Genomic DNA, 24,724 nt, shown 5'->3' with positions numbered 1-24,724 from the left:
GCGAGCAACTGCGGCGGCTGCGCCAGGACTTCCGCACCGCCCACTTCATCGTCTTCGACGCGTTCATCCTGGGAGCCGAGGCCTGGCTGGACGCGGCGGAGGGGCGTCACGAGGAGTGCCTGGAGCGGGCCCGCAAGGCACTGGAGCGCGCCGCCGACCCGCTCTCGTCGGCCATCGCACCCCATATGCCCGCCGTGTACCTGACGATCGCGGCCGGGTCCCTGTCCGCCCTCGACGGCGGGCACCGTGCCGCGGACGCGGCCCGCTGCCTCGGCGCCGCCGACGCCCTGCTGCCGCCCGGCCACGTCGCCCAGCGGCAGGAGCGCGAGATGCGCGAGCAGGCGGAGCGGCGGGCACGGGCGGCGCTCGGCGACCCGGCGTACGAGGCCGCGTACGCGGAAGGCGGCGGCCTCTCCCCCGAGGAGGCCGCCGCGCTGCTCTGAGGGCCCTTGCGCCGTGAGCGCCCGGGCCGTCCGGTCAGCTCTTGGTCCGGAACTTGTGGATCGCGATCGGTGCCATCACCGCCGTGATCGCCACCGACCAGCCGAGCGTCACCCACAGGTCGTGCGCGACCGGCCCGCCCACCATCAGACCGCGCGCGGCGTCCGCGAGCGTCGACAGCGGGTTGTAGTCGGTGAACGCCTGCAGCCAGCCCGGCATCGACGTGGTCGGCGCGAAGATCGACGAGCCGAACTGGAGCGGGAACAGCACCAGGAAGCCCATCGCCTGCACGGACTGCGCGTTCTTCATGATCACGCCCAGGGTGAGGAACACCCACATGATCGACGAGGCGAACGCCGTGGACAGGGCCACGGCCGCGAACAGCCCGGGCCAGTTGGTGATGTCGAACCCGACGGCCACGGAGACGATCATCAGCACGGTGGTCGCGAACAGCATCCGCAGCAGCTCCACGGAGATCTTCGCGAACAGCACCGAGCCGCGGCCGATCGGCAGGGAGCGGAAGCGGTCCATGACACCGGAGTTGAAGTCCTGGCTGAAGCCGGTGCCGACGCCCTGGGACAGCGTCATGCTCATCATCGCGATCATGCCGGGGATCACGTACTGCACGTACCGGTCCTGCCCGCCGCCCAGCGCCTGCCCGATCGAGCCGCCGAACACGAACACGAACAGCAGGGTGAAGATGACCGGCATCAGCAGCGCGTCGGCCATCGACTCCGGGTCCTGCCGGATCCAGAGCAGGTTGCGGCGGACGAGCGCGCCGGTGTGCCGCAGATGCGCGCGCAGCGAGATACGGGCGTCGTCGGTGACGGTCGTGGTGGCGGCGGTGGTGGTGGCGGCGCTCATACGGCGACCTCCTCGCGGTCGTCGACGGGCGCGGTGTCCTGCGGGACACTGGCACGGTGGCCGGTGAGCGACAGGAACACCTCGTCGAGGCTGGGCAGTTCGGTGGTGATGGAGGCGAGCGTGACGCCGCGGGCCGTGAGGGCGCCCACGACGGCGGTCAGCTGCTCGTCGCTGAGGATCGGTACGAGGAGGGTGCCGGTGTCGCCGTCCACTGTCGTGGTCGCGAGCCCGGTGATGCCGAGGCCGTCCAGGTACCCGGCGAGCGGGCGCAGTTGCAGGGCGTCGGCCGGCCGGATCCGCAGCGTCCGCCCGCCGACCTTGGCCTTCAGGTCGTCGATCCTCCCGTCAGCGACGACCTTGCCCCGGTCCACGACGGTCAGCTCGGAGGCGAGCTGCTCGGCCTCCTCCATGTACTGCGTGGTCAGCAGTACGGTCACGCCGTCGCCGACCATGGCCTTCACCTCGTCCCACACCTCGTTGCGGGTGCGGGGGTCGAGCCCGGTGGTCGGCTCGTCGAGGAAGAGCACGGCGGGCCGCCCGATCATCGAGGCGGCCAGGTCGAGCCGCCGCCGCATACCGCCGGAGTAGGTGCTCGCGGGCCGCTTGGCGGCCTCGGTCAGCGAGAACCGCTCCAGCAGCTCGTCGGCGCGCGTGCGTGCCTCCTTGCGGGCCAGGTCGAGCAGCCGTCCGATCATGTACAGGTTCTCCCAGCCGGGCAGCTTCTCGTCGACCGAGGCGTACTGCCCGGTGAGCCCTATCACCCGCCGCAGCTGCCGCGGCTGCCGTGCGACGTCGTAGCCGGCCACGGTCGCCTGTCCCGAGTCGGCCTTCAGCAGGGTGGACAGGATCCGCACCAGGGTGGTCTTCCCGGCCCCGTTCGGCCCGAGCACCCCCATCACGGTGCCCTCCCGCACATTCAGGTCGACCCCGTCCAGAGCCTTGGTCTCCCCGTAGTGCTTCACCAGCCCCCGCACGGTGACAGCGGCGCCGCCGGTTCGTGTGTCGATTCGCGTCATGAGACAGACGGTCTCAGGGCCCACTGACAAACCACCGACAAACCACCGACAGACCGCCGACAGCCCTCCGACGCCCTGCCGGCCCGGCTGCTCCGTCCGACCGCGTGGGGCGGCGGGCGGAACGCGGCAGCCCGCCGACGGGGGAAGATCGGCGGGCTGCCCGTGGTACCGCAGTGGTCCTAGTGCACGGAGTGCTCCTCCTGAGGGAACGTTCCGCCCACGACATCGTCGGCGAACGCCTTCACCGCGTCGCCCATGACCTCACGCAGGTTCACGTACTGCTTGACGAACTTGGGCACCCGCCCGCCCGTCAGACCCAGCATGTCGGTCCACACCAGTACCTGCGCGTCGGTCTCGGGGCCGGCCCCGATCCCCACCGTCGGAATGTGCAGCACCCGCGTCACCTCGGCCGCCAGCTCCGCCGGCACCAGCTCCAGCACCACGGCGAACGCGCCCGCGTCCTGCACGGCCTTCGCGTCGCGCAGCAGCTGCTGGGCCGCCTCCTCGCCCCGCCCCTGCACGCGGTAGCCCATCGCGTTGACGGACTGCGGGGTCAGACCGATGTGGGCCATGACCGGGATGCCGGACTCGACGAGCAGCCGGATCTGCTCGTGCGACCGCTCGCCCCCCTCCAGCTTCACGGCCTGTACGCCGGCCTCCTTCACCAGCCGGGTCGCCGAGCGCAGCGCCTGCACCGGGCCCTCCTGGTAGGAGCCGAAGGGCAGGTCGCCGACGATCAGGGCGCGCGAGGTGCCCCGTACGACCGCCGCCGACAGCATCGTCATCTCGTCGAGGGTGACGGGCACGGTCGACTCGTACCCGAGGTGGCAGTTGCCCGCCGAGTCGCCGACGAGCATGACCGGGATCCCGGCCTCGTCGAAGACGGACGCGGTCATCGCGTCGTACGCGGTGAGCATGGGCCACTTCTCGCCGCGCTCCTTGGCGGCGGCGATGTCGCGCACGGTGATGCGCCGGGTGCCCTTGCCGCCGTACAGCGTCCTGCCGCCGTCGGAGGGCTTCTTCTGAGCAGTCTGGGCAGCCGTAAGCTGCGTCATTGCACGGCTCCTTACACGTCATCTCGAGGCGCCCTGTCGGCGTCCCCGGACCACGTCCATGGTGGCACCTCGTGCCACCGAGGGCTAGGGGAGCCCCTGTGAGTTCCGCCCGGACGGCCCCACCCCAGCGCCCCGCGCACACCGCGGTTAAGTTCTCGGTAAAGCTTTCCGATACGAGACGGTCTCGTATCGCAATACCCCTAGGCTCGACGGCATGACTTCTCCTGCCGACCGGGCCCCCGCGAGCCCCCGGATACCGGAAGCGGTGCACCGGCGCCGCTGGGCGATCCTCGGCGTACTGATGCTGAGCCTGCTGATCGTCGTACTCGACAACTCGATCCTGAACGTCGCCATCAAGACGATCTCCACCCCCGCCCCGACCGGCCTGGGCGCAACGCAGAGCGAGCTGGAGTGGGCGATCAACGCCTACACCCTCGTCTTCGCGGGCCTGCTGTTCACGGCCGGACTGCTCGGTGACCGGCTGGGCCGCAAGAAGGTGCTGCTCGGCGGTCTCGCGGTGTTCGGCATCGGCTCCGCACTCGCCGCGTTCTCCGGCTCCCCGGGCGAGCTCATCGCCTTCCGTGCCGTGATGGGCCTCGGGGCCGCGTTCGTGATGCCCGCCACCCTCGCCGTCCTCATGAACGTCTTCGAGCGCGAGGAGCAGCCGAAGGCCATCGGCATCTGGGCCGGCGGAGTCGGCCTCGCCATCGCCATCGGCCCCATCACCGGAGGGGTGCTCCTCGACCACTTCTGGTGGGGCTCGGTCTTCCTCATCAACGTGCCGATCGTGCTGCTCGCGCTGGCGCTGATGCTGTGGCTGGTGCCCGACTCCCGCGACCCGAACCCGGGGCGTGTCGACCCCGTCGGCGTGGTGCTGTCCGTCGTCGGCCTGGTGCTGCTCGTCTACGGCATCATCAAGGGCGGCCAGCTCGCCGACTTCGGCGACGTCACCGTGCTGTCGACGATCGGGGCCGGACTCGCCGTGCTCGTCGCCTTCGTCGTGTTCGAGAAGCGCAGCGACCACCCGTCCATCGACGTCACGTACTTCAAGAACAAGGTCTTCTCGGCGGCCATCGCCGCCATCGCGCTGGTCTTCTTCGCACTGATGGGCGTGACCTTCTTCTCCGTCTTCTACACGCAGAGCGTGCGCGGCTACTCGCCGCTGCAGACCGGTCTGCTGATGCTGCCGCTGGCCGCCGCCCAGATGATCTTCGCGCCGCGCGCCCGGCTGATGGTCGACCGCTTCGGCAACAAGGCCACCACGACCGCCGGCATGCTCGTCATCGCCGCGATGCTGGCCGCCTTCGCCACGCTGGACGCGGACACGCCCATCTGGATCCTGGAGGTCGTCTTCTTCTTCATGGGCACCGGCATGGCGCACATCATGACGCCGGTCAGCGTCGTCATCATGCAGGCCCTGCCCCGCGAGAAGGCCGGCTCCGCCTCCGCGCTCAGCAACACCTTCCGGCAGGTCGGCGGCGCCCTCGGCATCGCCGTCCTCGGCTCGGTGCTGTCCACGGCGTACCGCACGGGCATCGAGGACAAGCTCGGCCTGCTGCCCCCGGCCGTCCGCCACACCGCGGGCGAGTCCATCGAGGCCACCCTCGGTGTCGCGGCGAGGCTCGGCCCGCGCGGCGAGGCCCTGGTCACCCCCGCCAACGACGCGTTCCTGCACGCGATGCACGTCACCGCCCTGTGGGGAGCGGGCGTCGCGCTGATCGGCACGGTCGTCGTGGCGCTGTTCCTGCCCGGGAAGCCCCCGGCGCCCCAGCCGGGTGACGAGGAGAAGGAGTTGTCGGACGCGCGGTCGTAGTCCTGCGCGAGAATGCGGTGACACCAGGTCGAGAAGGGACGGAGCGACGTGAGCCTCGCCGAAAGGCACCCCCGGCCGGGCGGCCCCCCGAGGGGACGCCCCAGAAGCGAGGCCGTCGAACGGGCCATCATCGAGGGCGTGATGAAGCTCCTGGAGGAGGGCGTGCCGCTCGCGGAGCTGTCCATCGAGCGCGTCGCCCGCACCGCCGGGGTAGGCAAGGCCACCATCTACCGCCGCTGGAGCGGCAAGGAGGAACTCTTCGTCGACGTCCTGCGCGCCGCCGAACCCGACGACCCCCCGCTCCCCGGCACCTCCATGCGCGACGACCTCGTGGTCCTGCTGGAGCAGGTGCGCCGCCGCGGTCTGGCCAGCCGCTCGTCGGCGATCCTGCACAACGTGCACGCCCAGATGAAGAGCAGTCCGAAAATCTGGTCGGCGTACCACGCCACCGTCGTCGCCCCGCGCCGCCGGCTCGGCCTGGAGGTCCTGCGCCGCGGCCAGGAGAACGGGGAGTTGCGCACGGACGTCGACGTCGAGCTGCTGAGCGACATGTTCGTCGGGCCCGTGCTCGTCCGTGCCGTCCTGCACCCGGACGCCGACCTTCCGGACGACCTCGCCACACAGGTCGTCGACACACTGCTCGAAGGCCTACGACCCGTCAGCTCCCCCTCCGACCAGCCCTAGGGGGCTTCTGACGGAACGCCGCGGCGTTCCGTCAGAAGCCCCCTAGTGTGCGCGTTTCGTCACAGAGGGCGCTTACCCCGGGCCGTACCGGAACTCGCCGCCCCGGCTCGAACGTCCTCGCCCCCGTACGGCCGTCGAGGGACGGCGGGAACGGAACGGATCATCCCCTAAGGTCGTAACGGGCACGGGGGCGATGGTGTGCACGGCAGGTAGTGAGGCGACGGTATGGCGCAGCAGGCGTACATGACGGAGACGGACAACGGCGGCTCGGGGCACGAGCCCCGGGGGAACCGGCTTCGGCGCCTGTTCGACCGGCTGCTCGGCGGTCGGCGGGGTGACCCGCGGATCTGGCGGCGGGGTCTGTTCGTGGCCCTCGGCGCGGTGCTGCTGGCCGTGGTGATGCTGCTGCACTCGCACATCCCGAACACGATCGGCAACCTGGGCAGTCTCACCGAGACGTTCCTGCCCTGGCTGGGGCTCCTCGTCCTGGTGCTGCTCGTGCTCGCCCTGGTGCGCAGGTCGGCGACCGCGCTGATCGCCGTGCTGCTGCCGTCGGTGGTCTGGCTGAACCTCTTCGGCGGCCAGCTCACCGACAAGACCGCCTCCGGGGGCGACCTCACCGTGGTCACGCACAACGTCAACGCCGAGAACCCGGACCCGTCCGGCACCGCCCGCGACGTGGCCGCCTCCGGCGCGGACGTGCTGGCCCTGGAGGAGCTGACGCCGGACGCGGTCCCGACGTACGAGAAGGCGCTGGCGTCGACGTACCGGTACCACTCGGTGCAGGGGACGGTCGGGGTGTGGAGCAAGTACCCGCTCACCGGCGTGCGGGACGTCGACATCGACCTGGGCTGGACGCGGGCGATGCGCGCCGCCGTGACCGCCCCGGCCGGGCAGGTCGCGGTCTACGTCGCCCACCTGCCGTCGGTGCGCGTGAAGATGGAGGCCGGGTTCACGGCCCGGCAGCGCGACCGGAGCGCCGACTTCCTGGGTGAGGCCATCGCTCACGAACCGCTGAAGAACGTGGTCCTGCTCGGCGACCTCAACGGCACGATGAACGACCGCGCGCTCAACGCCGTCACCTCCCAGATGCGTTCCACGCAGGGCGCGGCGGGCAACGGCTTCGGGTTCAGCTGGCCCGCGTCGTTCCCCATGGCACGCATCGACCAGATCATGGTCAAGGGTCTGAAGCCCGAGAGCTCGTGGACCCTTCCGCAGACGGGCAGCGACCATCTGCCCATAGCGGCACGTGTGAGGGTCACCACAGGCGGCTGAGGGAAACCCCTGGTCAGAGCGGTTCGGGCCGGGATCGGCAACCGTGGCTTCACTTCTCGGGAACCTCACGGAATAGTCGGCCTGCGAGACTTTGTTCCGTACTTGAACATACGAAGTACGGATCCCCAAGCAAGTCTCGAAAGGTTCGACATGCCCCTGGCCCTGCTCGCCCTCGCCGTGGGCGCCTTCGGCATCGGTACCACCGAGTTCGTGATGATGGGGCTGCTGCCCGAAGTCGCGGACGACCTGCACATCTCGATACCCGGCGCCGGCCATCTGGTGTCGGCGTACGCGTTGGGCGTCGTCATCGGCGCCCCGCTGCTGGCCGCGGTCACCGCCAAGATGTCCCGCCGCACGGTCCTGATCGGGCTGATGGGGCTGTTCGTCGCGGGCAACGCGCTGTCGGCCCTCGCCCCCGACAACGGCTGGCTGCTGGCGGCCCGCTTCCTGAGCGGTCTGCCGCACGGCGCCTTCTTCGGCGTCGGCGCCGTCGTCGCCACGAACATGGTCGCCCCCGAACGCAAGGCGCGCTCGGTCTCGCTGATGTTCCTCGGCCTGACGGTCGCGAACGTGGCGGGCGTGCCGGTCGCGACCCTGATGGGCCAGAACCTCGGCTGGAGGGCGACCTTCCTCGGCGTCAGCGCCATCGGCCTGGCGGCGATCGCCGCGCTCGCGTTCCTCATCCCGCACGACCACGAGCACACCAGCGCCAAGGGCCTGCGCGGCGAACTCGCCGCCCTGAGCACCGTCCCGGTCTGGCTGTCGCTCGGCACCACGGTCGCGGGCTTCGGCGCGCTCTTCGCGGCGTACAGCTACATCACGCCGATGCTCACGGACGCCGCCGGCTACGCCGGCGCCAGCGTGACCCTGCTGCTCGCTCTGTTCGGCGTCGGCGCGACCGCCGGCAACCTGCTGGGCGGCCGGCTGGCCGACCACTCCCTGCGGGGCACGCTGTTCGGCGGCCTGAGCTCGCTGGTGGCGGTCCTGGCGCTGTTCCCGGTCCTCATGCGCACGGAGCTCACCGCGGCCGTGGCCGTGATCCTGCTCGGCATGGCGGCCTTCGCCACCGGCTCCCCGCTCCAGCTGATGGTCATGGAGAAGGCCTCCTCGGCCCCTTCCCTGGCCTCCTCCGCCAACCAGGCCGCCTTCAACCTGGCCAACGCCGGCGGCGCCTGGATCGGCGGCCTCGCGCTGGCCGCGGGCTTCGGGGTCACCTCCCCGGCGCTGGCCGGCGCGGCCCTGGCCGTCCTCGGTCTGGGCGTGGCGTCGCTGGCCTACGCGGTGGACCGGCGCGCGGTGCCGGCCGCCGTGCACGAGCGGGTCGTGGCGAGCCACGTCCCGCAGGAGACGGAAGCGGTGCACCACTGACGCGGCCCCGATGGCAGGAGCGGCGGTTCGCAGGTGAGGATCCTGCGAACCGCCGCTGCGTTCGTCCGGTCAGCCCCTACGGGCCGCGACCACCGCCGCACTGGCCGGCGTGGTGAGGACCTTCCCCGGCCGGTTCGCGAGTCCGGCGACCATGTCGAACTCGCTGAAGAGCCACGCGTCATCCGCGCAGTGCGACGGCGAGTTCGTGGAACGTGAACCCGACCCCCGCGCAGGCCATCGCGAGGCCCACCAGCGTCATCAGGGCCATCATGACCTGCATGTAGGGGGACAGGCGGGCGACGGCCCGGCTGGGGCGCCGGGGGTCGTAGCTGAGCTCCAGCTGCTGTCCTCCCGTCGCCTCCCGGTAGTAGTGGACTTCGCCGTCGAGGTCCGTGTACCGGTACACCTTGGTGTTGTGGGTGTAGTGGTCGAGTTCGGCCAGCACGGTGATGCCGTGCTTGGGCAGGCGCCGGCCGTCGTACAGGCCCCGTCCCAGGAACGTCAGAATGAACACGCCCGCCGCCGCGAAGAGCTGGGCAAGTGGCAGTGCCACCACGGGCTGCGAGCCACCGAGGAGCCACACCGTCACATCGATCGCCACGCAGACGGCGATCGCGGCGGCGATGGCCGAGGCGCGCCGGGTGAGCTGCCGGCCCGGCTGCACGGAGACGGTCACGACCAGGTCCTCACCGTCCGCTCGTGGCCTGTCGGGGGCCCGTTCCCGAAGGCGGGCCTGCACGGCGGCGCTGAACGCGGCAACAGCGGGGGCGCCGGCATCGTGCAGTGCGTACACAGCAGCCGGACGGCCGGCCCGCGCGGACGTGAGGACGATCTCGATGGCGCGGTCGAGGCCGCGGACGTCCTCGATGCCCTCCAGCGGGATCCGCAGAGTACGTCCGTCCTGCTCCCACTCCACATGGTCGCCATCACCGGCGAACCGGGCTGTGGCATTGCGGCCACGCAGGACGAGGGAAGGCGGAGAAGGCGTTGTCGTCACGCTCCTATGGACGGCCGCGTTCGACGGACGGTTGCACGCCCCGGCCCGCTGGAGGGCCGGGGCCGACGGTCTGTGGCCGTCGGCCTCTCGGCCCGTGAGCGGGAAGCCCCGACAGGGCCTCGTCAGACCGACTCCCGCCAGCCGTTGGTGATCGGCAGCCGGCGGTCCTTCCCGAAGCCCTTCGGCGAGATCTTCGTCCCCGGCGGGTACTGCCGCCGCTTGTACTCCGCCGTGTCCACCATGCGCAGGGTCTTCGTGACCAGGGCGGGGTCGTACCCGGCCGCCACGATCTCGTCCGCGCCCCGGTCCCGGTCGACGTACAGCTCCAGGATCGCGTCCAGCACCGGATAGTCGGGGAGCGAGTCCGTGTCGACCTGGCCCGGGCGGAGTTCCGCGCTCGGGGGCTTGGTGATGGAGTTCTCGGGGATCGGCGGGGTCTGGCCGCGCTCCCGGGCGGCCCGGTTGCGCCACTCGGACAGCCGGAAGATCGACGTCTTGTACACGTCCTTGATGGGGCCGTACGCCCCGACCGAGTCGCCGTAGAGCGTCGAGTAGCCGACCGCCAGCTCCGACTTGTTGCCGGGGGCCAGCACGATGTGGCCCTCCTGGTTGGAGATCGCCATCAGGAGCGTGCCGCGCAGACGCGACTGGAGGTTCTCCTCGGCCAGGCCCGTCAGCCGCAGGGAACCCATGTACGCGTCGAACATCGGCTCGATGGCGACCGTGCGGTAGTTCAGGCCCGTGCGCCGGGCCAGTTCCGCCGCGTCGTCCTTCGAGTGGTCCGAGGAGTACTTCGACGGCATCGACACGCCGTACACGTTCTGCGCGCCCACCGCGTCGCAGGCGATCGCCGCGACCAGCGACGAGTCGATGCCGCCGGACAGGCCGATCAGGACCGACGTGAAGCCGTTCTTCGCGACGTATGCCCTCAGGCCCACGACCAGCGCCGAGTAGACCTCCTCGTCGTCGTCCAGGCGGTCCGCGTAACCGCCCGTGAGCTCGGGCTCGTACGCGGCGAGCGGCTCCTCCGACAGCACCACCCGGTCGATGCGCAGACCGTCGTCCACCACGCCCGTCGGCGCGTCGGGCGACGCCGCCGGCAGGTCCAGGTCCAGGACCACGCACCCCTCGGAGAACTGCGGGGCCCGCGCCACGACCTCGCCGTTCTTGTCCACGACGATCGAGTCGCCGTCGAACACCAGCTCGTCCTGGCCGCCGATCATGGCGAGGTAGGCCGTGGTGCAGCCGGCCTCCTGGGCCCGCTTGCGGACCAGGTCCAGGCGCGTGTCGTCCTTGTTGCGCTCGTAGGGGGAGGCGTTGATCGAGAGCAGCAGGCCCGCCCGCGCCGAGCGGGCCGCCGGGACCCGGCCGCCGTCCTGCCACAGGTCCTCGCAGATGGCGAGGGCGACGTCCACCCCGTGCACGCGCAGCACCGGCATGCTGTCGCCGGGCACGAAATAGCGGAACTCGTCGAAGACGCCGTAGTTCGGCAGGTGGTGCTTGGCGTAGTTCAGGACCACCTCACCGCCGTACAGCACCGCCCCCGCGTTCTGCGGCGCGCCGGCCGGCTGGCCGTACTTCGGCTGGGCGGTCGCGCTGCGGTCGAGGTAGCCGACGATCACCGGCAGCTCCCCGAAGCCCTCGTCGGCCAGGCGGGCGGCGAGACTTCGCAGCGCCGCGCGGGAGGCCTCCACGAAGGACGACCTGAGGGCCAGGTCCTCGACGGGATACCCGGTCAGCGCCATCTCCGGGAACGCCACGAGATGCGCTCCCTGCTCGGCGGAGTGCCGGGTCCAGCGGACGATCGACTCGGCGTTCTGGGCGAGGTCGCCGACGCTCGAGTCGATCTGGTTCAGGGCGAGACGTAGTTGAGGCACGGGCCCAGTGTAATCGTCAGAGCGACGCAATGGGGTGGCCTGGGTCACCCGGGCCACCCCACCCCCTGGAGAACCTCAGCGGCGCCCGTACGACTCGACGTAGCCGCCGGCGGGCGAGCCCACGCCGGTGACGTCGTCGTAGCCCTTCACGGCCGCGAGCGAGCTGTCCTTGCCGAGGCTGCGCACGGACGTGGCCAGCCCGTCCGTGGCGTCGTAGCCGTTCACGAAGTCGACGCGGGCCACGGCGAGGCCGGAGCCCGTCGGGTTGTCGGTGACGTCGTGGTAGAGCTTCGAGCCGGCCTTGGCGTAGATCGCCGGGTTGGCGAAGCCGATCGCCTGGCCGCGCGCCTCCTGGGCCAGGGCCTGGACGGCGGCGATGGTCGGCGCGGCGAGCGAGGTGCCGCCGATGCGGTACTCGCCGTACGCCTGCTTCTTCCCGTCGGGCAGGGTCTGCGTCTGGCCGACCAGGAAGCCGGTGTTCGGATCGGCGATCGCCGCGATGTCCGGGACGACCCGGTTGCCTGCCGCGTCGTTGGCCGTGGCCAGCGCGTCCGGTACGACGCCCCGCTGGTAACCGGGCTCGGCCACCGTCCTGCTGGTGCCGCCGCCCGCGCCGGAGGTGAAGGCGCCGGGGAAGTCCGTCCAGCTCTTGCCGTCGGCCGACAGACCGGCCTTCTCGGTACCCCAGCCGGTCTCCCACAGGTACGTGTCGCCCTTGCCGACGGCCAGCGAGGTGCCGCCGACGGCGGTCACCCAGGCCGAGTTGGCCGGGGAGTCGACCTGCTTCGTCCCGGAGCTCGCGACCTCGTCGCCGTCGTCGCCGGAGGAGAAGTAGAAGCCGATGCCCTCCACCGCGCCGAGCTGGAAGACCTGGTCGTAGGCGGCCGCGAGGTCGGGCGTCTGGGCGGCCTCGACCTCGCCCCAGGAGTTGGAGACGATGTCGGCCAGGTGGCCGTCGACGACCTTGCCCAGCGCGTCGAGCAGGTCGGCGTCGGTGCAGGACGCGGCACCGACGTAGGTGACGTCGGCGGCGGGCGCGACCGCGTGCACGGCCTCGACGTCGAGGGTCTCCTCGCCGTACCAGCCGGAGGCCGAACAGTCCTTGGTGTCCGTGTACTTCTTCGGCAGCACCTGGTGCAGCTGGCCGGTCTTCCACGCCGCGTCACCGTTCCGCTTGGCGTAGGTGCCGGCGTCGTAGGCGATGGTCGGTGAGGCGTAGGCGTCCGTGATGGCGACCCGGACGCCCTTGCCGGTGCGCTTGCCCGCGCCGTAGGCGGCCCGCAGCTGCTTGCCGGTGTAGCCCTTGACCGCGTACGGGATCTTCGTGCCGTACGCGTCCGGCAGGGTGCTCGCGGTGTTCGAGCCGTAGGACGAGGAGAACGGCCCCGCGTTGCGGAACACGGTGTCCGGCGGCGGCAGTTGGTCGTCGTGCGTCACCCTGTGCGGCGCGTTGTCCAGGCCGGTGACGGTCAGTACGGCGTCCGCCAGGCTCTCCGGCACGGAGGCGGTGCTCGCCGGTGCGCGGTAGGTCTTCGAGCCCTTGGCGAAGTCGTGCAGCTGGGTGCCGAACGTCTTCTCGGCGGCGGCCACCTCACCGGTGACGGAGACGTAGTGCCGCGTCACGCCCGTGACCTTCAGCCCGGCGGCCGTCAGCCACGCCTTCACGGCGGTCACCTGAGCCTCGGTCGCGCCGAAGCGGGCCTCAGCCTGCCCGGCGGTCAGGTACCTGCCGTAGGAGGCCGACTTCGGGTCGGACACGGCCTTCGCGTACGCGGCGAGCCCGGCGGCGTCCCGGCCCCGGAGATAGACCCGGGCCGACAACCGGGCGCCGTCGGATGTGGCGCCCTTGTCGGCCCGTGCCGTGGCCCAGGCGGGCCTGGTCCCGGCGAGCAGGTCACGGCTCGGGTGGTCGGCGGCGTGCGCCGCGGGTATGCCGAGCGCCAGCGCACCGGCGAGCATCGGCAGTGTCGCTGCCATGCTCACCCCGGCGCGCACCGTGGCGCGATTGGATCTCATGGAACCCCCTGTGCGGTCCGTCGCGAGTGGATCACTCGACGGTCGCCACTCTCGCGACGAACCGTTCATGCAAGGGGAATACGGAACCCAAGAAGCGCTCTACCCAAGCCAAGAAGAGCCCAAGGAGCCGCAGGGCAGGGCGATTTGATGCTTATGCCCTACGGGCGTGGCTCGGCGCCGCGCTCCTTCAGCATGTCCGCCATCAACGCGATCTCCGACCGCTGCGCCTCCACCATGCCCCGCGCGAGCCGCTTCTCCACGCCGACCGCGCACTTCTCCACACAGCCCTCGGCCATATGGACGCCGCCCTTGTGATGGCCCGTCATCAGCTGGAGGTAGAAGACCTCGGCCCGTTTCCCGCTGAGCTCGCCGAGCTTCTTCATCTCGGCGTTGGTCGCCATGCCCGGCATCAGCGCGCCGTCCTTGCCGGAGGCCATGCCGCCCATGTCCATCCAGGTCATCGGCGGCTCGGAGGAGACCTTGGGCAGCCCCCACAGGTCGAGCCAGCCGAGCATCATGCCGCGCTGGTTGGCCTGCGTCTGCGCGATGTCGTAGGCGAGGCGCCGCACCTCCTCGTCCTTCGTGCGGTCGCGCACGATGTACGACATCTCCACCGCCTGCTGGTGGTGCACCGCCATGTCCCGCGCGAACCCGGCGTCCGCGGACTCGGCGGAGGGGGTCCGGCTGCCGCCGTCGTCCCCGGCGACGGCGTAGGTGATCGCGCCCGCCGCGACGAGCGCCATCGCCGCGGCCCCGGCGACCAGAGGGGCATGCCTCACTGCGACAGGCCGTTCGTGCAGGCGGCGCCCGGCTCGGGCGTCTGCTTCCCCTGGACGAACTTCTCGAAGAACGTGTCGACGTCCGGGTCCTTCGCGCTCGTCACCGTGCGCTGGTGGCCCCAGGCCGAGAGCATGATCGGGTCCTTCTGGTCGTCCATCGGGCTCATCAGCGTGTACGGCGTCTTCTTCACCTTCGCCGCGAGCGCGTCCACGTCGGCCTTCTTCGCCTCGGCGTTGTACGTCACCCACACCGCACCGTGCTCCAGCGAGTGCACGGCGTTGGTGTTGTTGATCTTCTTGGTGTACACGTCGCCGTTGCAGTTCTGCCAGACCGGGTTGTGGTCACCGCCGACGGGGGGTTCGGAGGCGTACTTCACGGCCTTGGTGACGTGGTTGCGGGCCAAGTCCCCTTCCCAGGTCTTCACGCCGTCCTTGCCGGTGACGAACTTCCCCTTGGCCGAGGAGTCGCTCGACGCGGCGGTGTCGCTGCCGCCGTCGCCGCCGGACTGGGACCGCACGAGCACGACACCGCCGGCGACGAGGCCGCCGACGATCACGACGCTGGCCACGATGGTGAGGATCCGGTTGCGACGCTCACGGGCCTGCTCGGCACGCCGCATCTCCTCTATTCGAGCCTTGCGTGCCGTGTTGCTCTTGTTGGCGGAGCCCATGAGGTGTCCTTCGTGGGGAAAGTGGGACGGTCGGGTCGCCTGATCGTAATGGGGGAGACCTGGCCTCTCGTAGAGCGGTCGCGGGAATGGGCCGAATCGATACGGCACCGACAGGTGCCCGACAGCTTCGGGTGTCCGCCGCCTGGACCAGGCGCCTGAAAATTTGAACCCGAGATGCCGCTTATCTACGCTGCCCGCATGCGGCTGCTGCGCTCCACCGACCTCGCCCTGCGGGTTCTGATGCGGCTCGCCGTCGCGGGCGAGTCGAGTCCGACGACGCGGGACGTCGCCGAGGGCATGGACGTGCCGTACACGCATCTGGCGAAGGTCGTCGCAGAGCTCCAGCACATGGGCCTGCTCACCGCCCGGCGCGGCCGTGGCGGCGGCCTCAGCCTCACCGAGCGGGGCCGCTCGGCGTCGGTGGGCGCGGTGGTGCGCGCCTTCGAGGGTGACGGCGACGTGGTCGACTGCGAGGGCCCCACCCCCTGCCCCCTCAACTCCGCCTGCCGCCTGCGCGTCGCCCTGCGCCGGGCCCAGGAGGCCTTCTTCGCCTCCCTGGACCCGATCACGGTGGCGGACATCGTGGCGGAGCCGACCGGGGCGCTGCTGCTGGGGATCTCGCGGGGGCCCTAGACGCTCTCCGCCTGACCCGCCAGCCACAGGTCCGGCCCGAACACCTCGTAGTGGATGTCGGCCGGTGCCACGCCCCGGTCGATCAGCTGGGTCCGAATCGCCCGCATGAACGGCAGCGGGCCGCAGAGGTACGCGCGCGTGCCCGGGGCGACCGGGACGCCGGTGAGGTCGACCAGGCCCGAGCGGGTGCCCGCCGGGGCGTCCTGCTCGTACCAGAAGTGGACGGCGGCGCCGGGCAGTTTGCCGGCGTAGGCCTCGTGGTCGGCGCGCAGGGCGTGGGTGGCGGGGGAGCGGTCGCCGTGCACGACGGTGACCGGGGCGCGGTGCCCGGTGCCGGCGAGGTGGGCCAGCATCGCGGTCATCGGGGTCACGCCGATGCCCGCCGAGGCCAGCAGGAGCGGCGTGTCGGGGCCGGCGTCCAGGACCAGGTCGCCGTACGGCTCGGACAGCTCCAGGACGTCGCCCACCCGCACGCGCGCGTGGAGGTGGCCGGAGACCTCGCCGTCGGGGGCGCCGTCCTCGTGCACGCGCTTCACGCTGATCTGCCGCAGCTCCGGGCCGGGCGCGCCGGAGAGGCTGTACTGCCGTATCTGCCGGGCGCCGTCCGGGAGGGCGACGCGGACCGAGACGTACTGCCCCGCGAGGAAGTCCCGTACCGGACCGCCGTCGGCGGGCCGCAACCGGAAGGTGGCGACGTCGTCGGTCTCGGCGACCCGCTCGACGACCTCCCACGACCGCCAGGTGTGCCCGCCCCGCTCCTCCCGCAGCCGCCGCTCGACGGCGATGAGGGCGTTCGCCATCAGCCAGTAGACCTCGTCCCAGGCGGCGGCGACCTCGGGCGTGACGGCGTCGCCGAGCACCTCGGCGATGGCCGCGAACAGGTGCTCGTGGACGATGCCGTACTGCTCGGGTGTGACGCCCAGTGAGGCGTGCTTGTGGGCGATGCGGTGCAGCATGGCGTCCGGCCGCTGCTCCGGGTGGTCGAGCAGGTGGGTGGCGAAGGCCGCGATGGAGCCGGCGAGGGCCTGCCGCTGGGTGCCGGAGGCCTGGTTGCCCCGGTTGAACAGGTCGTCCAGCAGTTCGGGGTGGGCCGCGAACAGCCCGGCGTAGAAACGCTCGGTGATCGTGCCCAGGGCCGCGCCGACGGCGGGGAGGGTGGCGCGGACGGTGGCGGCGGACAGCTCGGACAGCATCGGGGCTCCTCTGTACTCGACTGTGCGCACGCTATTTAAAGTTGCATCTGAGATGCAACTTAAGGAGCGGGGGAGCGAAGCGGACCGGCCATTACGGATGCGGGCGCGAGCAGGCACTATGGGCGGAAGAGCAGTCCACCCGCCGTACGGAAGCGTTCGGATCCGGGTCGTCCGGGCGATCATGGTGTGCAACGCGTACGAAATGGTGGTGTGGTGGGATGCTCAGGTGCCCGACCGCCTCCCGTGGTACGGAAGAGAAGGCGGCCTGACCAGCAAGGATGGGGAAGCGGAAGATGGACAAGCAGCAGGAGTTCGTGCTCCGGACGTTGGAGGAGCGCGACATCCGGTTCGTACGCCTGTGGTTCACGGACGTGCTGGGCTTCCTCAAGTCCGTCGCCGTGGCCCCGGCCGAGCTGGAGCAGGCCTTCGACGAGGGCATCGGTTTCGACGGCTCCGCCATCGAGGGCTTCGCCCGGGTCTACGAGTCCGACATGATCGCCAAGCCGGACCCGTCGACCTTCCAGATCCTGCCCTGGCGCGCGGAGGCCCCGGGCACGGCCCGGATGTTCTGCGACATCCTCATGCCGGACGGCTCCCCGTCCTTCGCCGACCCGCGCTACGTGCTCAAGCGCGCCCTGGCCCGCACCTCCGACCTGGGCTTCACGTTCTACACGCACCCGGAGATCGAGTTCTTCCTGCTGAAGGACCGGCCGCTGGACGGCAGCCGCCCGACGCCCGCCGACAACTCCGGCTACTTCGACCACACCCCGACCAACGTCGGCATGGACTTCCGCCGCCAGGCGATCACCATGCTGGAGTCGATGGGCATCTCGGTCGAGTTCTCCCACCATGAGGGCGCCCCCGGCCAGCAGGAGATCGACCTGCGCTACGCCGACGCGCTCTCCACGGCCGACAACATCATGACGTTCCGCCTGGTCATGAAGCAGGTGGCGCTGGAGCAGGGCGTCCAGGCGACCTTCATGCCGAAGCCGTTCTCCGAGCACCCCGGCAGCGGCATGCACACCCACCTGTCGCTCTTCGAGGGCGACCGCAACGCCTTCTACGAGTCGGGCTCGGAGTACCAGCTGTCGAAGGTGGGCCGCTCCTTCATCGCCGGTCTGCTGCGGCACGCGGCGGAGATCTCCGCGGTCACCAACCAGTGGGTCAACTCCTACAAGCGCATCTGGGGCGGCGCGGAGCGCACGGCGGGCGCGGGCGGCGAGGCACCCTCGTACATCTGCTGGGGCCACAACAACCGCTCGGCGCTGGTCCGCGTGCCGATGTACAAGCCCGGCAAGACGGGCTCGGCGCGCGTGGAGGTCCGCTCCCTGGACTCCGGCGCGAACCCGTACCTGGCCTACGCGGTCCTGCTCGCCGCCGGCCTCAAGGGCATCGAGGAGAGCTACGAGCTCCCGCCGGGCGCCGAGGACGACGTCTGGGCCCTCTCCGACGCGGAGCGCCGCGCGATGGGCATCGAGCCGCTCCCCCAGAACCTCGGCGAGGCCCTCACTCTGATGGAACGCAGCGACCTGGTCGCCGAGACCCTCGGCGAGCACGTCTTCGACTTCTTCCTGCGCAACAAGCGCCAGGAGTGGGAGGAGTACCGGTCCGAGGTGACCGCGTTCGAGCTGCGGAAGAACCTTCCCGCGCTGTAAGAACAGACGGAGCGGGTTTCCCCGCAACCGGGAACATGGGGCCGGCGGCCGTGAGCCGTCGGCCCTCGGCGCGCGCGAACTGGAAGGTGTCCCATGGCTGAGGAACCGATCGACCTGATACGTCTGGAGGGTCAGGGCAACAGCGTCGTCCTCCGGATCACCGGCAGTGAGCGACGGGACCACCCCCACCGGCCCGATGTCCTGGCCGGAGAGTTCCGGATCGACACGCCCTTCGTGCGCGGCGGCCTGCCGACCCGGCTCCTCGCCGGGGATCTGCGTCAGTGGCAGCAGGCTTTGGACATGCTGGACGCCGGGCAGGACATCGCCTGGCGGGCGGACACCCGGGCCCCGGGGCTGTTCATCGAACGCGACGAGGACGACGACCGGTGCCAGGTCACCATCAGGGACGACTCGATGTCCCTGACGACGGTGACCGTGACCGTCCCGCTGGCCGACACCTGGTTCGACGACGCATACCGGCGACTGGACCTGGCCCTGGAGACCTGGCCTCCCGAGGAGGACTGAGGGTCAGGATGCGGCTCGCCGCCCGGTACCTCGCCGCCTTGGGCCCCGGGTCCCGCTACGCCTGCTGCCGCTTCAGGTCGGCCAGCACCCGGTGCAGCGGCTCCGTGGCCCGCCGCCGGTACTCCTGGACCGCCCAGCCGTTGCCGTCCGGGTCCTGGAAGTGCATGAACGTGGCGCCGTCGTCGGGGGAGTACTGGACCGGTTCCGAGACGTCGAGCCCGCGTGCGACGAGCTCGGCGTGGGCCGCCTTGATGTCGGCCACGCACAGTTGCAGGCCCTGGTAGGAGCCGGGTGCCGGGGTGGGGCCGGGGGTCATCTCCCAGATACTCGCGCCGAGGGCGATCGAGCAGCCGGAGCCCGGGGGCGTCAGCTGGACGATCCGCATCCCGGGCATGACCTCCTGGTCGATGTCCACGTGGAAGCCGACCTTGTCCCGGTAGAAGTCCCGGGCGCGGTCGATGTCGGTCACGGGCAGCGGGATGACTTCGAGGGTGATGTCCACGGCGAGACTCCTTCGTCCGGCGTCATGCGAGCCGCCGCCCCGTCCGGCGGAGCGGCTCCCCCTCACCGAAGCCGAAAACGGGGCGCGGCGCCACCGAGTGGACGCGACACGGCCCAGTTCCCCACCGCGTGTTCCTCCGCCCCTCGGCGTCGTCACGGGCGGCGGAACCCGTCCGCCCGCCGAACTCACCCACGCTTCCCCTTGGCTCTGCGGTTAGGCTCAAAGCCGTACGACCTTGATCCGAGGAAAGTCCGAGGCAAGTCCGAGGGAGGCCCGGGATGACGGCGGCGCCGGGGCGCAGGAGCAGCACCTTCACACGACTGCTGCGGCACGGCTTCACCGACGCCTCCGCCGCCGAACGGCTCCTGGACAGCCCCGATCTGGTGCCCCTGCGCGACGACCCGGTGCTGCTGGAGGCGCTGGGCGGGACCGCCGACCCCGATCTCGCGCTGCTCGGGCTCGTCCGGCTGCTGGAGGCCCAGCCGAACCCCGGCGCCCGCCAGGAGCTGCTCGACACGCTGATCGCGGCCAAGCCCCTGCGCGACCGGCTCCTCGGCGTGCTCGGCGCCTCCACCGCCCTCGCCGACCACCTCAGCCGGCACCCCGACGACTGGCAGGCGCTCGTCATGTACGAGGCGTACGACCTGCACCCCGGGGTGGAGGAGTTCGAGGCAGGCCTCGCGGAGGCGGACGACCCGGTCTCCCTGCGCGTCGCCTACCGGCGCTGCCTGCTGTCCATCGCCGCCCGGGACGTCTGCGGCACCACCGGCGTCGCCGAGTCCGCCGCCGAACTCGCCGACCTGGCCACCGCCACCCTGCGCGCCGCCCTCGGTCTCGCCGAGGCCGCCGCGCCGGAGGACGCCGGGCTGTGCCGGCTCGCGGTCATCGCGATGGGCAAGTGCGGCGGCCACGAGCTGAACTACGTCTCCGACGTGGACGTCATCTTCGTCGGGGAGGCCGTCGAGGGGGCCGACGAGACCAAGGCCGTGCGCGCCGCCACCCGGCTCGCCTCGCACATGATGCGGATCTGCTCGGAGACCACGGTCGAGGGCTCCATCTGGCCCGTGGACGCCAACCTGCGGCCCGAGGGCAGGAACGGCCCGCTCGTCCGGACCCTCTCCAGCCACCTCGCCTACTACCAGCGCTGGGCCAAGACCTGGGAGTTCCAGGCACTGCTCAAGGCCCGCCCGGTCGCCGGCGACCTGGAGCTCGGCGAGGAGTACGTGGCCGCCGTCCAGCCCCTGGTGTGGAAGGCCGCCGAGCGCGAGAACTTCGTCCCCGACGTGCAGAAGATGCGCCGCCGGGTCGTGGAGAACATCCCCGTCGCCGAGGTCGACCGCCAGCTGAAGCTGGGCCCGGGCGGCCTCAGGGACGTCGAGTTCGCCGTGCAGCTGCTCCAGCTGGTGCACGGCCGGACCGACACCTCCCTGCGCAGCGGCACGACCCTCGACGCGCTGGGGGCCCTCGCCGCCGGCGGCTACGTGGGCCGGGCCGACGCCGCGCAGCTCGACGAGGCCTACCGCTTCCTGCGCACCATGGAGCACCGGATCCAGCTGTTCCGGCTGCGCCGCACCCATCTCGTCCCCGAGGAGGAGGCCGAGCTGCGCCGCATCGGCCGCTCCCTCGGCCTGCGCACCGACCCGGTCGCCGAGCTGATCCGCGAGTGGAAGCGGCACGCCACCGTCGTACGGCGGCTGCACGAGAAGCTGTTCTACCGGCCGCTGCTCGACGCGGTCGCGCAGCTCGCGAGCGGCGAGGCCCGGCTGAGCGCCGAGGCGGCCCGGGAACGCATGGTCGCCCTCGGCTACGCCGACCCCGCCTCGGCCCTGCGCCACCTGGAGGCGCTGGCCTCCGGCGTCACCCGCAAGGCCGCCATCCAGCGCACCCTGCTCCCCGTCCTGCTGGGCTGGTTCGCCGACTCGGCCGACCCGGACGCGGGCCTGCTCAACTTCCGCAAGGTGTCCGACGCGCTCGGCAAGACCCCCTGGTACCTGCGGCTGCTCAGGGACGAGGGCGCCGCCGCGCAGAACCTCGCCCGGGTGCTGTCCGCCGGCCGGCTCGCGCCCGACCTGCTGATGCGCGCGCCGGAGGCGGTGGCGCTGCTCGGCGACGGGGACGGCGGCGGCCTCGAGCCGCGCTCCCGCCCCCACCTCGAGCAGGAGATACTCGCCGCCGTGCGCCGGGCCGACGGGTCCGCCCAGGCGGTCACGGCCGCCCGCGGAGTGCGCCGCCGCGAGCTGTTCCGTACGGCCGCCGCCGACATCGTCGGCTCCTACGGCACCGAGGAGCAGCCCGCCGAGGCCGACCAGGGCGCCCTGGTGGACATGGTCGGCGGCGCGGTGTCGGACCTGACGGCCGCGACCCTCGCCGGCACGCTCCGGGCCGTGGTGCGGGAGGGCTGGGGCGACAGCCTGCCCACCCGGTTCGCGATCATCGGCATGGGCCGTTTCGGCGGCCACGAGCTGGGCTACGGCTCCGACGCGGACGTGCTGTTCGTGCACGAGCCGCGTGACGGTGTCGACGAGCGCGAGGCCTCCCAGGCGGCCAACAAGGTCGTCTCCGAGATGCGCCGGCTGCTGCAGATCCCCAGCGCCGACCCGCCCCTGCTCATCGACGCCGACCTGCGCCCGGAGGGCAAGTCCGGGCCGCTCGTGCGGACGCTCACGTCGTACGAGGCGTACTACCGCCGGTGGGCCCTGACATGGGAGTCGCACGCGCTGCTGCGGGCCGAGCCCGTGGCCGGGGACGAGGACCTGGGCCGCCGGTTCATCGAGCTGGTCGACCCGCTGCGCTACCCGGCGGGCGGGCTCGGCGACGAGGCCGCCCGCGAGATCCGGCGGCTCAAGGCCCGCATGGAGTCCGAGCGGCTGCCCCGCGGCGCCGACCCCAAGCTGCACGCCAAGCTCGGGCCGGGCGGTCTGTCCGACGTGGAGTGGACCGTGCAGCTGACCCAGCTCCGGCACGGCGCCCAAGAGCCCGGTCTGCGGACGACCCGCACCCGAGAGGCACTGGCCGCCGCCCGCACGGCCGGGCTGATCACGGACGAGGACGCGGAGATCCTGGACGAGGCCTGGGTGCTCGCGACCCGGGTCCGCAACGCGGTGATGCTGGTACGCGGCCGGGCCGGCGACACGTTCCCCTCGGAACCGCGTGAACTGGCGGCGGTGGGACGGTACCTGGGGTACGGCCCCGGGCACGTCGGCGACATGCTCGACGCGTACCGGCGCACGGCCCGCAGGGCCCGGGCCGTGGTGGAGGAGCTCTTCTACGGGGCCGCCGAGCGCTGACGGCCCGGGGTCAGGCCCTGGTCCGGGCCGACGGCACGTCCTTGCCCCGGGACGCGTCCGGCCGCTGGGCCGGCACCACGCTCGGCAGGGCGTACGGCTGCCTGCCGTACCACACCCTCGACACCGCGAACCCGAACGCCAGGCACAGTAGGCCACCGACGGCATCCAGCCAGAAGTGGTTGGCCGTGGCGACGATCACCACCAGCGTCAGCGCCGGGTACACAAGGGCCAGCACCCGCACCCAGGGGACCCTCGAAAGAGCGAAGATCGTCAGGCCGCACCACACCGACCAGCCGATGTGCATCGACGGCATCGCGGCGTACTGGTTGGACACGTGCTTCAGGTCGCCGGACGCCATCGAGCCCCAGGTCTGGTGGACCATGACCGTGTCGATGAAGTCGCCGCCGTTCATCAGCCGCGGGGGCGCCAGGGGATACAGGTAGTAACCGACGAGGGCGACGGCGGTCGTCGCGAACAGCACCAGGCGGGTCGCCGCGTAGCGGCCGGGATGGCGACGGTACAGCCACACGAGGACACCCAGCGTCACCACGAAATGGAGCGTCGCGTAGTAGTAGTTCATGCCGATGATCAGCCAAGTCACCGAGTTCACGGCATGGTTGAGCGACTCCTCGAACGCGATGCCCAGATGGTGCTCGGCCTGCCAGATCCAGTCGGCGTTGCGCAGCGCCTCGGCCCGCTGCTCGGGCACGGCGTTGCGGACCAGTGAGTACGTCCAGTAACTGACCGCGATCAGCAGGATCTCGAACCAGAACCGGGGGCGACGGGGGGTGCGCAGCCGGTGCAGCGGACCCTGCCGGGTCTCGGCCGCGACGGGGTCCTGAAAGGCCGCTTCCCGGCCTTCCGGCGTCGTCACGGTCGTGTCACTCATAGGCACAGAGTCTGCCAGAAAAGGGCTTCCTCACCGATCATCCCGCGACCCGGCCCGACCCGCATGTTCCACGGCGAAATCAGGCCATGAACCTCGGGAGCGTCGGAGGGAACGGGAGTCCTAGGAGCGGCCGCGATCCCCGGGCGCCGAAGCCGTCGAGCCACGCACCACCAGTTCCGGCATGAACACGAACTCGCTGTGCGGCGCGGGCGTCCCGCCGATCTCCTCCAGCAGCGTGCGCACGGCCGCCTGCCCCATCGCCGGGACCGGCTTGCGGATCGTGGTCAGCGGCGGGTCAGTGAAGGCGATCAGCGGGGAGTCGTCGAAGCCGACCACGGAGACGTCCTTCGGCACGTCCAGACCGCGCTGCCGCGCCGCCCGGATCGCGCCCAGCGCCATCATGTCGCTGGCGCACACCACGGCCGTGCAGTCCCGCTCGATCAGTGCCGTCGCCGCGGCCTGACCGCCCTCCAGGGTGTAGAGGGAGTGCTGGACCAGCTCCGTCTCCACCCTCTCGGCGCCCAGGCCCAGCTGGTCCTGCATCGTGCGCACGAACCCCTCGATCTTGCGCTGCACGGGCACGAACCGCTTGGGCCCGAGGGCCAGCCCGATCCGGGTGTGCCCGAGGGACACCAGGTGCGTGACCGCCAGGCTCGTCGCCGCGCGGTCGTCGGGGGAGATGAACGGCGCCTGCACCTTCGGCGAGAAGCCGTCGACCAGAACGTACGGCACGCCCTGCGCGCGCAGCCGGTCGTAGCGCTGCATGTCGGCGGTGGTGTCCGCGTGCAGCCCGGAGACGTAGATGATGCCGGCGACCCCGCGGTCCACGAGCATCTCCGTGAGCTCGTCCTCGGTCGAGCCGCCCGGCGTCTGGGTGGCGAGCACGGGGGTGTAGCCCTGCCGGGTCAGCGCCTGGCCGATGACCTGGGCCAGCGCCGGGAAGATCGGGTTCTCCAGCTCCGGGGTGATCAGGCCCACCAGGCCCTCGCTGCGCTGGCGCAGCCGCACCGGGCGTTCGTAGCCCAGCACGTCGAGGGCGGCCAGCACGGACTGGCGGGTGGTGGCGGCGACGCCCGGCTTCCCGTTGAGGACGCGGCTGACGGTCGCTTCGCTCACCCCCGCCTGCGCGGCGATGTCGGCAAGCCGTGTGGTCACAGCACCGGACTGTAGCGGCCGGGGTTCTG

The 24,724-nt window shown here is 71.4% G+C and carries 20 protein-coding genes and 1 pseudogene; 9 read left to right on the top strand and 12 right to left on the bottom strand.

What is annotated here, in order from left to right; genetic code table 11:
- Positions 1 to 443, top strand: a pseudogene (locus SSQG_RS10820) (AfsR family transcriptional regulator); the annotation flags it as partial.
- 34 nt (positions 444 to 477) lie between these two features.
- Here the strand turns inward: SSQG_RS10820 and SSQG_RS10815 are convergent.
- The 3 genes from SSQG_RS10815 to panB form a co-directional block, all read right to left on the bottom strand.
- A complete protein-coding gene (locus SSQG_RS10815; RefSeq protein WP_003989785.1) occupies positions 478 to 1,305 on the bottom strand; it encodes an ABC transporter permease in 828 nt (275 codons plus the stop codon).
- Positions 1,302 to 2,321, bottom strand: a complete 1,020-nt coding sequence (locus SSQG_RS10810; protein WP_039932360.1) for an ATP-binding cassette domain-containing protein — start codon at positions 2,319 to 2,321, stop codon at positions 1,302 to 1,304. The genes SSQG_RS10815 and SSQG_RS10810 overlap by 4 nt, the downstream gene beginning before the upstream one ends.
- Positions 2,322 to 2,500: 179 nt before the next feature.
- The gene (gene panB / locus SSQG_RS10805; RefSeq protein ID WP_003989783.1) at positions 2,501 to 3,376 is read right to left on the bottom strand and encodes a 3-methyl-2-oxobutanoate hydroxymethyltransferase; all 876 of its coding nucleotides are present in this window, start codon (positions 3,374 to 3,376) and stop codon (positions 2,501 to 2,503) included.
- 214 nt (positions 3,377 to 3,590) lie between these two features.
- Here panB and SSQG_RS10800 point away from each other — a divergent pair, with 214 nt between their 5' ends.
- The 4 genes from SSQG_RS10800 to SSQG_RS10785 all read left to right on the top strand — a co-directional run bounded on the left by SSQG_RS10800 (position 3,591) and on the right by SSQG_RS10785 (position 8,516).
- Complete coding sequence (locus SSQG_RS10800; protein WP_003989782.1) at positions 3,591 to 5,189, top strand: MFS transporter; 1,599 nt, start codon at positions 3,591 to 3,593, stop codon at positions 5,187 to 5,189.
- Between the two features lie 48 nt (positions 5,190 to 5,237).
- Positions 5,238 to 5,873, top strand: coding sequence for a TetR/AcrR family transcriptional regulator (locus SSQG_RS10795; protein ID WP_003989781.1), 636 nt, complete (start codon positions 5,238 to 5,240; stop codon positions 5,871 to 5,873).
- A gap of 225 nt (positions 5,874 to 6,098) precedes the next feature.
- Entirely contained in the window at positions 6,099 to 7,148 is a 1,050-nt protein-coding gene (locus SSQG_RS10790; protein WP_003989780.1) for an endonuclease/exonuclease/phosphatase family protein, read from the top strand.
- A 150-nt stretch (positions 7,149 to 7,298) separates the two neighbouring features.
- Positions 7,299 to 8,516 (top strand): MFS transporter, encoded by a 1,218-nt coding sequence (locus SSQG_RS10785; RefSeq protein ID WP_003989779.1) that lies wholly within the window; start codon positions 7,299 to 7,301, stop codon positions 8,514 to 8,516.
- 178 nt (positions 8,517 to 8,694) lie between these two features.
- Here the strand turns inward: SSQG_RS10785 and SSQG_RS10780 are convergent, their stop codons facing one another.
- The 5 genes from SSQG_RS10780 to SSQG_RS10760 all read right to left on the bottom strand — a co-directional run bounded on the left by SSQG_RS10780 (position 8,695) and on the right by SSQG_RS10760 (position 14,856).
- Positions 8,695 to 9,513 (bottom strand): DUF3592 domain-containing protein, encoded by an 819-nt coding sequence (locus SSQG_RS10780; protein ID WP_003989778.1) that lies wholly within the window; start codon positions 9,511 to 9,513, stop codon positions 8,695 to 8,697.
- Positions 9,514 to 9,635: 122 nt separating this feature from the next.
- Positions 9,636 to 11,390, bottom strand: coding sequence for an NAD+ synthase (locus tag SSQG_RS10775; protein WP_039932355.1), 1,755 nt, complete (start codon positions 11,388 to 11,390; stop codon positions 9,636 to 9,638).
- 75 nt (positions 11,391 to 11,465) lie between these two features.
- Complete coding sequence (locus tag SSQG_RS10770; protein ID WP_039932353.1) at positions 11,466 to 13,406, bottom strand: S53 family peptidase; 1,941 nt, start codon at positions 13,404 to 13,406, stop codon at positions 11,466 to 11,468.
- Between the two features lie 158 nt (positions 13,407 to 13,564).
- On the bottom strand, positions 13,565 to 14,149 hold the full coding sequence (locus SSQG_RS10765; RefSeq protein WP_052310257.1) for a DUF305 domain-containing protein: 585 nt from the start codon (positions 14,147 to 14,149) through the stop codon (positions 13,565 to 13,567).
- A gap of 32 nt (positions 14,150 to 14,181) precedes the next feature.
- On the bottom strand, positions 14,182 to 14,856 hold the full coding sequence (locus SSQG_RS10760) for a DUF3105 domain-containing protein (protein WP_003989774.1): 675 nt from the start codon (positions 14,854 to 14,856) through the stop codon (positions 14,182 to 14,184).
- 198 nt (positions 14,857 to 15,054) lie between these two features.
- On the opposite strand from SSQG_RS10760, the gene SSQG_RS10755 reads away from it, so the two are divergent.
- Complete coding sequence (locus SSQG_RS10755; RefSeq protein WP_039932351.1) at positions 15,055 to 15,489, top strand: RrF2 family transcriptional regulator; 435 nt, start codon at positions 15,055 to 15,057, stop codon at positions 15,487 to 15,489.
- On the opposite strand, the gene SSQG_RS10750 is transcribed toward SSQG_RS10755, so the two are convergent.
- A complete protein-coding gene (locus SSQG_RS10750) occupies positions 15,486 to 16,682 on the bottom strand; it encodes a globin domain-containing protein (RefSeq protein WP_003989772.1) in 1,197 nt (398 codons plus the stop codon). The genes SSQG_RS10755 and SSQG_RS10750 overlap by 4 nt on opposite strands.
- Before the next feature lie 293 nt (positions 16,683 to 16,975).
- Between SSQG_RS10750 and glnA the strand changes: the two genes are divergently transcribed.
- Both glnA and SSQG_RS10740 read left to right on the top strand, forming a co-directional pair.
- A complete protein-coding gene (glnA, locus tag SSQG_RS10745; protein ID WP_003989771.1) occupies positions 16,976 to 18,337 on the top strand; it encodes a type I glutamate--ammonia ligase in 1,362 nt (453 codons plus the stop codon).
- Between the two features lie 93 nt (positions 18,338 to 18,430).
- Complete coding sequence (locus SSQG_RS10740; protein ID WP_003989770.1) at positions 18,431 to 18,862, top strand: DUF5959 family protein; 432 nt, start codon at positions 18,431 to 18,433, stop codon at positions 18,860 to 18,862.
- Positions 18,863 to 18,917: 55 nt separating this feature from the next.
- On the opposite strand, the gene SSQG_RS10735 is transcribed toward SSQG_RS10740, so the two are convergent.
- Positions 18,918 to 19,364 carry a VOC family protein gene (locus SSQG_RS10735; RefSeq protein WP_003989769.1) on the bottom strand — a complete coding sequence of 149 codons (447 nt, stop codon included), beginning with the start codon at positions 19,362 to 19,364 and terminating at the stop codon, positions 18,918 to 18,920.
- Positions 19,365 to 19,642: 278 nt separating this feature from the next.
- Here SSQG_RS10735 and SSQG_RS10730 point away from each other — a divergent pair, with 278 nt between their 5' ends.
- Positions 19,643 to 22,651 carry a bifunctional [glutamine synthetase] adenylyltransferase/[glutamine synthetase]-adenylyl-L-tyrosine phosphorylase gene (locus tag SSQG_RS10730; protein ID WP_003989768.1) on the top strand — a complete coding sequence of 1,003 codons (3,009 nt, stop codon included), beginning with the start codon at positions 19,643 to 19,645 and terminating at the stop codon, positions 22,649 to 22,651.
- A gap of 10 nt (positions 22,652 to 22,661) precedes the next feature.
- Here SSQG_RS10730 and SSQG_RS10725 read toward each other — a convergent pair whose 3' ends face one another.
- Positions 22,662 to 23,540, bottom strand: coding sequence for a phosphatase PAP2 family protein (locus SSQG_RS10725; RefSeq protein WP_039932348.1), 879 nt, complete (start codon positions 23,538 to 23,540; stop codon positions 22,662 to 22,664).
- Positions 23,541 to 23,660: 120 nt separating this feature from the next.
- A complete protein-coding gene (locus tag SSQG_RS10720; RefSeq protein WP_003989766.1) occupies positions 23,661 to 24,695 on the bottom strand; it encodes a LacI family DNA-binding transcriptional regulator in 1,035 nt (344 codons plus the stop codon).
- Between the last annotated feature and the right edge of the window lie 29 nt (positions 24,696 to 24,724).

It is taken from the genome of Streptomyces viridochromogenes DSM 40736, assembly GCF_000158955.1.
Taxonomy (GTDB): domain Bacteria; phylum Actinomycetota; class Actinomycetes; order Streptomycetales; family Streptomycetaceae; genus Streptomyces; species Streptomyces venetus.
This window is presented reverse-complemented; position numbering and strand designations above follow the sequence as displayed.